The sequence below is a fragment of the Citrobacter sp. R-1.5.2 genome (genome assembly GCF_035064245.1).
In the GTDB taxonomy this organism is placed as follows: domain Bacteria; phylum Pseudomonadota; class Gammaproteobacteria; order Enterobacterales; family Enterobacteriaceae; genus Citrobacter.
Genome location: NZ_JASEYC010000039.1, coordinates 1 through 8,234 on the forward strand (window position 1 = coordinate 1; position 8,234 = coordinate 8,234).

At 45.6% G+C, this 8,234-nt stretch carries 4 protein-coding genes and 1 pseudogene; 1 reads left to right on the forward strand and 4 read right to left on the reverse strand.

Annotated elements, in window-relative coordinates:
* From QMN38_RS25995 to QMN38_RS26010, 4 genes and pseudogenes are all read right to left on the reverse strand, one after another.
* A pseudogene (locus tag QMN38_RS25995) lies at positions 1-533 on the reverse strand (IS5-like element IS5B family transposase); the annotation flags it as partial.
* Positions 534-847: 314 nt separating this feature from the next.
* Positions 848-2,911, reverse strand: coding sequence for an ATP-binding protein (locus QMN38_RS26000; RefSeq protein ID WP_001084040.1), 2,064 nt, complete (start codon positions 2,909-2,911; stop codon positions 848-850).
* Positions 2,908-4,299: an SIR2 family protein gene (locus QMN38_RS26005; protein ID WP_000085085.1), complete on the reverse strand. Its 1,392-nt coding sequence runs from the start codon at positions 4,297-4,299 to the stop codon at positions 2,908-2,910. Before QMN38_RS26005 ends, QMN38_RS26000 begins: the two co-directional genes overlap by 4 nt.
* 76 nt (positions 4,300-4,375) lie before the next feature.
* Positions 4,376-4,957: a recombinase family protein gene (locus tag QMN38_RS26010; RefSeq protein ID WP_001196201.1), complete on the reverse strand. Its 582-nt coding sequence runs from the start codon at positions 4,955-4,957 to the stop codon at positions 4,376-4,378.
* 158 nt (positions 4,958-5,115) lie between these two features.
* On the opposite strand from QMN38_RS26010, the gene QMN38_RS26015 reads away from it, so the two are divergent.
* A complete protein-coding gene (locus tag QMN38_RS26015) occupies positions 5,116-8,124 on the forward strand; it encodes a Tn3 family transposase (protein WP_000718520.1) in 3,009 nt (1,002 codons plus the stop codon).
* The last annotated feature ends 110 nt before the right edge of the window (positions 8,125-8,234 follow it).

Sequence of the window (8,234 nt, forward strand, 5' to 3'; positions counted from 1 at the left end):
TTCATGCCAAAGTGCCACTGATTGCCTTTCTTGGTCTGATGCATCTCCGGATCGCGTTGCTGCTCTTTGTTCTTGGTCGAGCTGGGTGCCTCAATGATGGTGGCATCGACCAAGGTGCCTCGAGTCATCATGACGCCTGCTTCGGCCAGCCAGCGATTGATGGTCTTGAACAATTGGCGGGCCAGTTGATGCTGCTCCAGCAGGTGGCGGAAATTCATGATGGTGGTGCGGTCCGGCAAGGCGCTATCCAGGGATAACCGGGCAAACAGGCGCATGGAGGCGATTTCGTACAGAGCATCTTCCATCGCGCCATCGCTCAGGTTGTACCAATGCTGCATGCAGTGAATGCGTAGCATGGTTTCCAGCGGATAAGGTCGCCGGCCATTACCAGCCTTGGGTTAAAACGGCTCGATGACTTCCACCATGTTTTGCCATGGCAGAATCTGCTCCATGCGGGACAAGAAAATCTCTTTTCTGGTCTGACGGCGCTTACTGCTGAATTCACTGTCGGCGAAGGTAAGTTGATGACTCATGATGAACCCTGTTCCATGGCTCCAGATGACAAACATGATCTCATATCAGGGACTTGTTCGCACCTTCCATAGCTAAACATGATTTCCCCATCAAACAGTAAGTCGTGTCAATTCCTAGAGTTAACACATTTCTGATCATGACTCACACGTTACGTTCAGTCGGTAGCCATCTGTGCAAAAAATGCGCTTAGCGTAGGATAATTTCCTTTTTCCAAGCGGACCCCAGGGACAACGGAACGCAACACCAAGTAGATTGATGACATAAAGTTCCTTCAATTCCGATCTGCCCTCCCGCTTTCATTTTCTGCCGCAGATCACTTTTGTTGCCATTCCTTTACAACAGCTCCCCAATCGACAGTTCTCTCGACCAATTTCCCATCAGCATACTTTCTTGTCCAAACATCCCAGAAGTCAGGGTCATCAGAATGGGGTTGCTGATCTTTCGTCAAATTTTTCATTTTAACCAGGACAGGAAGCTCAGATGCCCAGCCCATCAGTATTGCATGTTGGGATGGCAGTGAAGGCAACTCACGGAGTAATCCTCGCAAATTATCAGGTACCATTTTATGAACTTGCTCCTGATCTTTGTCATTACTAATTCGATGCAGAAGAAAAGTATTACATTGAGATAAAACTGTAGGTGATAATTCTGATGGTCGTTGCGAGGAAACCACCATCCCAAGACCAAATTTTCTGCCTTCTCGTGCAATTTTCTCAAACACTTGGCAGCAAACAGCTGCGACATCCTGATTTTCAGAGTCATCACGATACCGTTTAATAAATGTATGTGCTTCTTCAGCTACAAGTACCGTAGGTAAAGATTTATTATATAGTCTTCTATAGCGTTGCAATGATTCAAAAATAATCCTTGAAATCACAGCAGTAACAATGTGAGTAATTTCGCTTGGAACTAGAGATAGATCTATTATAGAAATACAACTGTTATCATCTCTTGAACAATCGGTACCAAGATATTTCTCTAACCATTTAGCTAAGTCAATCCGATTATCAGCATCATTAGTAACAGATCTCATCCTTGTATCTGAGAGCATGGTGCGTATTCTGGCAACCAAATATTCAACATATTGTTCACTGCCATTTTCTTGAGCAAGAGCTTCTAAATAGGCAACCAGGTTATTACCATCAAATGGTAACGGTATATCTTCATTCTTTGGTAGTAACTCTTTCTCAAACCCTCCGAACTCTCTAAATGCAGAGGTAACACTCTCGATAATGCTATCTATTTCAGGCACGGTCGCTTGCATGGTTGCGTACTGTACATTCCTATCTTGTCTATATTTAGACATTATTGTGATTACATTCGTTAAGTTGTTATTTCCAAGTTTATCTCTGTATCCTTCAAAGCTTTCAATCCATTTACCCATTATCTCGTTAAAGCCTTTTGCAGGCCCCCAAGCTCCAAAGGGTTTCCCTGAACTTTTATCATGTTTTAAGGTTATGAGAACATTCCCTAGAAAACGTTTTATTTCTATATTTGAGGTTGTTTCAAGTTCAAAATCTTCGTTTCTCATTGCCCTTAGAGAACGCTTTAGTAAAGGAAGTTGGGCTTTAGGACTCGCTTGCGTAAATGATGCCCATTCCGAGCTATTCCAAAACCAAGATGGCACTTGGAGTTGATGCTCATTTTCCCCAGCTTCGACTTTAAAAATTCTGCCTTTAAATTTTGTAGTTGGTCCCAAAGCACGTACATACTCGCCATTGGGGTCTAATATAATAAATCTGGCGTTTGGTTTTACTTCTGACTCCATTGCAGCTTCGAGTGACCATTGGATTAATCCTGCGACAGAACAAGACTTACCACTACCAGTATTACCAAGTACTGCTATATGACGACCAAATAATCTATCAGGGTCTACGGCTACATTAGCATTGTTAGCAAGTGGACTTTGCCCAATAACTATTCGTCTATTATCACCAGACTCGACAATTGATCTAAGCTGTAAATCTGTTGGTAGTAAAATAGCTGAACCAATAGAAGGAAATGATTCAGAGCCGCGTTGAAATTTAAAATAATCAGTACCATCTTTGGAAAAGCGTTTAAGAGTTCCGACTGGATTTAAACTTATTTTTTTTCGAGGAAATGGTAGGTTTACTAGACCAAAATCTTGAATATCTCTTTGTTTAGGATAAGGTGAATGCTCAACTGCAAGCCACTCTATTTGCCCAACTAAGTAACCATTATCACATGAGACTAATACATAGCTGTTTACTCTAGGAAAATTTCTAGGTGTGCCTGCATTCAAAGCGACAGCATCAGGTGAATCGATATCTAATAGTGCTCTAATTTCATTGGGTGAAACAAAATCTACAGTACCTACCCTGAGTTGCTCACCTTGTTCAATGGGAAATGAGTTCATTCGGAATCCCCACTATTATTTGAGGTAGTTGCACGATACAAACCTCTTGACTTCAATAGCTCCGCCATACGAATTGATGATCTGTCTATCGCGGCTTTAGGAAGATAAAAATCTACTAATTTCTTTATATCTCCAAAGTGATCACCAAGCAATAAAGATATTTGAGCTTTTCTTCCACTATCGTTTATAAAACGCATGATTCTACCAAGTGGATCACCGTATGCAATTATTACTATATGCGTTGAGGGTATTGTCAACATGTCAATAATAACCCGATTTATATGCTCATCGCCAAAACTATAACCATATGTTACCAAGGTGCTATTAGGACGACATGTTGCAGATGCTAAATCCCTAAATAGCTCAACATAAGGATATTCAGATGTTTCACGGTCTTTAACTGAATTTGGATAAATCATTAATTGTTGATAATTTGCAGTTCCGGTAGTTTCCACCTGTAAAAAGGGTTCAACCGAACTGGCTCCAAATGGCAATCCAAAACGCCTTATAGCCCCTTCAGTAGCATACCAGTCCAATGAACCATGTAATTTAGTAAATCGCGCCACACCTTCTAAATATCTTGGCTCACCCCGAATCCCTGGTGGGTTGTAATGATAATCCACTTCTAACCGAGAAGATCTAAAAATTGGTGCTATAGTACCGACAAATCTGTCAATTAAACGAAGACCTGCTATTTCAGCGCCCGTTTCAATTATCCTGTCGTAATTTGTCGTAAAAATATGTAATCGATCCCTAGTTGCTGTTCGACTTGAAAAACTCATCAAAAAACTTACTAAATAATTAAATGTTTCTGTTTTTAAATCGTTGTTTGCATCACGAATTAATTTTTCACCATAACTAACTGAGTCTGAAAATAATTTCAGACACCTTGTTAGCTCATTATTTAACTCTACTAACTCACTTTTTAAATTTCGATATGAGGGAGCACCTGGTGGAGATGGTGGAACCGGTAGGTTTTGTACCGTTAAAATCTCTAGTCCTTTAATCAACTCATTAATTGAACGAATCTGATCTTCAATATTACCCTTTCCCCTTCCTGAGGCGTCTGCTGTTTTAGCTACATAACTGTCTATTTCAGCCTTACAAACTTTGAGATCTTCAATCCATCCCATACCTTGAGGTTTGGTGCCGGTCGCTGACTCTTGGATAGCCGAACTAAGGCCGGCGCCAATAAGTATATTTAAGTGTTCAGACTGAAAAAGTGCAGTTAACCAAGGTTCTACTCTTGAACGCAAAAAGTCAGGAGTGATTTTATCTTCTGGTTTTGCCCATGCGCAGTGTCCAACGACTTTAAATGCACCAACTTCGCTGTGTGGGTCCAACTGAACCGGAGACTGGTCATCGCCAAGCTTTAAATATTGACTCAATTTGAATACATCCTTTTTTCGAGTTTAAATATTGCTAAATAGAAGCCGTTCAGGTTTTTAAGAATGCTCATCTTTCTTATTTATTATTGGAAAGATTAATATTGTTAGTAACCGTTTTTCTTTTCAGCCTAAAATACGTCGCCCGTGATATACCCGTTTTTTCCATTACCTCTTTTACTTCTACGTCCTTATTGATCAATTCATTAGCTAATTCAGCCTTTCTATGAGGTTTTCTTCCGAATTTGACGCCCTTAATCATAGCTGCCTGCCGTCCATCGTTAGTTCGTTCCAAGATCCTTTCACGTTCCGCTTCGGCAACAGCAGCTAGTATCTGGATGACCATTTTTCCCATAGTGCCTTCAGTACTAAGGCCGTTCTCAAGAAAGCGAATAGCGATGCCTTTTTTATAGCAAGTATCCACGATGCGAATCATATCTGCGGTATTACGTCCAAGACGATCCATTTTTGTACAGAGAATAATGTCATCTTTCTCCGCTCTGGCAAGGAGTCGCTGTAGCCCTTCGCGCTCATCAGTTGCTCCCGACATCATGTCAGTAAACACTCGATCATCCCTCACTCCCGCTGTGTTGAGCTCAGTAACCTGGCTCGTCAGTTTCTGATGGCTGGTTGATACTCTTGCATACCCTAATAATGCCATTTTGGTCTCATAAATCGATATTGATACTGCGTAGTATCATAAGGCATAAATCACGATTTTTGATACTCATGTTTAGGGCAGTTTTCATTGGTCTCAAAATTTATAATATCTGATACCGCCAAAATAATACGGATCAATAAATAATGAAAGGATGCGTGATGGCTGCTGATTTTCTGACCGACAAACAGACACAGAACTACGGGCGTTATGCCGCAGAGCCAAACGAGATCCAACTGGCACGGTATTTTCATCTTGATGAGCGAGACCTTACTTTCATCAACCTACGTAGGGGCAGGCATAACCGGTTGGGGATTGCCCTTCAACTCACAACCGCCCGCTTTCTGGGAACCTTCTTGCCCGATCTCATGCAAATACCGCCCGGTGTCCAGTTTTATGTCGCAAGGCAACTTAACATCCGCTATCCAGAGATCATCTCCCGCTATGCTCAAAGGGAAAATACACGTTGGGAGCACCACGGGCTTATCAGGCAGCACTACAGCTATCATGATTTCGGTGATTTCCCGTGGTCGTTCAGACTGAAGCGATTGCTGTATACTCGTGCATGGCTCAGTAATGAACGCCCCGGACTGATGTTCGATTTTGCCACCGCGTGGTTGCTTCAAAATAAAGTGTTGTTGCCAGCCGCATCCACCCTTACGAGGGTCATTGGTGAAATCCGTGAGCGTGCGACCCGCCGCTTATGGCGAAAATTGGCCGCGCTGCCAAACCGTTGGCAGGCCGCACAACTGGCTGGGTTACTTGAAATCCCCGAAGGACAGCGACTCTCAGTGATGGAGCACCTAAAAAGAGGCCCTGTCACTATCAGCGGCCCCGCATTCACTGAAGCACTTGAACGTTACACTCGCCTGCGCAGCCTGGAATTTTCCTGCCTGAATTTCACTGGGCTGCCTGCCATACAGCTCCGCAACCTGGCACGCTATGCCGGAATGGCATCGGTGAAATATATCAGCAGAATGCCAGAAGAACGGCGGCTGGCTATCCTTACCGCGTTCGTGAAAGCGCAAGAAATCTCGGCGCTGGACGAGGCCGTTGACGTGCTGGATATGCTGATCCTCAATATTACCAGGGAGGCGAAGAAAACCGGGCAGAAAAAGCGACTTAGGACGCTCAAGGATCTTGACCGTGCGGCGTTGTTGCTGGCGCGGGCATGTGCACTTTTACTTGATGAAGATACTGGTGATGATTTGCTGCGAAAGACCATATTCAGCAGTGTACCTGTCGCCAGACTGGCAGAGTCAGTGGAAAAAGTGAATGAACTGGCCCGCCCCCAGGATACAAACTTTCAGGATGAAATGGTGGAGCAGTACGGACGGGTAAGGCGTTTTTTGCCCGCACTACTGCGCGATCTGCACTTCCGGGCGGCCCCAGACGGTGAACATACCCTCGCGGCCATCCATTACCTGGCAGAGCTAAACGGCTCGAAAAAACGGATCCTGGACGATGCACCTGAGCATATCATTTCAGGCCCTTGGAAACGCCTGGTGTACGATGCTGAAGGTCGGATACAGCGAGCGGGTTACTCGTTGTGTCTGCTGGAGCGACTTCAGGATGCGCTACGCCGTCGTGACATCTGGTTGGAAAACAGCGATCGTTGGGGTGATCCGCGCCAAAAACTTCTTCAGGGGGAGGAATGGCAGGCGCAGCGGGTTCCAGTGTGCCGGGCATTGGGTCACCCCACCAATGGCAGTAAAGCATCGGTGCAATTGGCAGCACGGTTGGATGAAACCTGGAAAACGGTGGCATCACGTTTTGACCGCAATACCGCCGTAGACATCTGCAATGAAGGTAAACATCCTTCGCTGACCATCAGCAGCCTGGATAAATTGGATGAGCCACCGGCGCTGATACGACTGAGCAGCCGAGTCAGACAATTGCTCCCACCCGTTGACCTGACAGAACTGTTGCTTGAGATTGACGCCAGAACGGGTTTCACCCGTGAATTCAGCCATGTCAGCGAGTCAGGTGCCCGCGCGCAGGATCTGCATATAAGCCTGTGTGCGGTGATGCTGGCTGAGGCCTGCAATATCGGACATGAGCCGCTGATCAAGCACAATATCCCTGCACTGACCCGCCATCGCCTGAGCTGGGTGAAACAGAACTACATCCGAGCAGAAACGCTGGTCAGCGCCAATGCGCGGCTGGTTGATTTTCAGTCCTCGTTAGCGTTGGCAGGATACTGGGGTGGCGGTGAGGTGGCCTCCGCTGATGGTATGCGTTTTGTCACACCAGTGAAAACGGTGAATTCTGGCCCCAACAGAAAATACTTTGGTTCAGGGCGCGGCATTACCTGGTACAACTTTGTCTCTGACCAATATTCGGGTTTTCATGGCATAGTGATCCCTGGAACGCTGCGGGATTCCATTTTTGTGCTGGAGGGACTACTTGAGCAACAAACGGGACTAAACCCGGTTGAAATCATGACGGACACAGCAGGTACCAGTGACATTATCTTTGGCTTGTTCTGGCTACTGGGATACCAATTTTCACCTCGTCTGGCGGATGCTGGTGAGGCGGTGTTCTGGCGGGCTGACAAAGCAGCGAATTACGGGGCGTTGGACGAACTGGCTCGGGGTTGTGTTGACCTTTCTAAAATCGAAAGCCACTGGGATGAGATGATGCGGGTTGCAGGTTCGCTGAAGCTGGGCACAATTCATGCGTCAGAACTCATTCGATCGCTATTGAGAAGTACCCGACCGTCAGGGCTTGCTCAGGCAATAATGGAGGTCGGAAGAGTTAACAAGACACTGTATCTTCTCAACTATATTGATGATGAGGACTATCGCCGCAGGATCCTAACACAGCTTAACCGGGGCGAAGGTCGCCATGCCGTGGCAAGAGCCATTTGCTACGGTCAGCGTGGTGAGATCAGAAAACGTTACCGCGAGGGGCAGGAAGATCAGTTGGGTGCGCTGGGTCTGGTGACAAACGCAGTGGTGCTGTGGAATACGCTTTATATGCAGGAAGCCTTGTCGCACCTGCGTAGCACTGGGGAAGGGCCAGAAGATGAACATATCGCGCGGCTTTCGCCTCTGATGCATGGTCATATCAACATGCTGGGACATTATACGTTCACACTACCGGAGGATATTATGAAGGGGGAATTGAGGCCGTTAAATCTCAATTTAAACAATGAATTACCTCCTTAGCGTGGTTTTTTACATCATTGGCCCTCAAACCCCTTATATACCCGGAGCTGGATAAGCAACGAACGTCCTGGCCTGCTTTTCGATCTGGCGACAGGGTGGCTTATGCAACA